Origin of the sequence: Streptosporangium sp. NPDC023615 (assembly GCF_040640155.1) — a bacterium.
Classification (GTDB): domain Bacteria; phylum Actinomycetota; class Actinomycetes; order Streptosporangiales; family Streptosporangiaceae; genus Streptosporangium.
The window spans coordinates 1-1,113 of record NZ_JBFABE010000189.1 but is presented as its reverse complement, the minus strand read 5'-3'; the positions used below and the strand labels follow the sequence as shown (position 1 = coordinate 1,113).

The 1,113-nt window shown below is 76.6% G+C and carries 1 protein-coding gene; it reads right to left on the bottom strand.

The window, feature by feature from the left end; all coding sequences use genetic code 11:
- A partial coding sequence (locus AB0G16_RS38830; RefSeq protein WP_362816047.1) for an SDR family NAD(P)-dependent oxidoreductase occupies window positions 1–1,113 on the bottom strand: 1,113 nt, incomplete at both ends.

Genomic DNA, 1,113 nt, shown 5'->3' with positions numbered 1-1,113 from the left:
ACACGAACAACGACAACGGCTGACCGGCGGTCAGCTCGTGCAGGTACCACGCCGCGTCCGCCTTGGGCGCCAGCACCGCGTCCAGGCGGGCGGCCGACAACCCCTCCACCACCGCGTCGTCCAGCACACCCGCGGTGTGCACCACCCCACCCAGCCTCACCCCACCCAGCACGGCGGCCAGCGCGTCACGATCGGACACATCACACGCCACCACCGACACCCGCGCACCCAGCCCTTCCAGGTCGGCCACCAGCTCGGCCGCCCCCGGCGCCGCCGGGCCGCGCCGCGAGGTCAACAGCAGCTCCCGCACCCCGTGACCCGTCACCAGGTGCCGCGCCACCAGCGCACCCAACCCGCCGGTGCCACCGGTCACCAGCACCGTCCCCGCGATCCCCGCCCCCGCCGTTCCCGGGGTCGCGGCGACCGCCTCACGCCGCGCCAGGCGCGGGATGAGGGGGGTGCCGTTCGTGACGCGGACCTGGGGTTCGCCGGTCGCCGTGACGAGGGACCAGTCGACGTGGTCGTCCTCGACCTCGGCCAGGACGAACCGGCCGGGCTGCTCCGACTGCGCCGACCGCACCAGCCCCCACACTGCGGCACCGGCCGGGTCGCCGGCGCGGGTGACGAAGATCAGGGTTGTGTCGGCGGGGTGGGCGGCGACGGCGTCGAGCACCCGGCCGGTCAGCTCGCGTACGCGGGCGGGCACGTCGGGCAGGTCGCTCACGCACCGGATCACCACGGCGCCGGTGGTCCCGACGGCCCCGGCGGTCCCGACGGGGGCCTCGATCCAGTCGACACCGTGTGCCGTCGTGCCCCCGGGGACGGCCCGGCGGGGGGCGGCGGCCCGCACGCGGAGGGCGTCGATCGACAGGACCGGCGCGCCGGCCGGGTCGGCCGCCTCGACGAGGGTGTCCTCGCCGACGGTGGTCAGCCGTACGCGGAGTTCGGGGGCGCCGGAGGCGTGCAGGACCACGCCGCCGAACGCGAAGGGCAGGAGCAGCTCGTCGTCGCCGCCGGTCAGGACGAGGGGGTGCAGGGCGGCGTCGAGGAGGGCGGGATGGACGCCGTACCCGGCCCCGTCCACCCCCTCGGGCAGCGCCACCTCGGCGAACA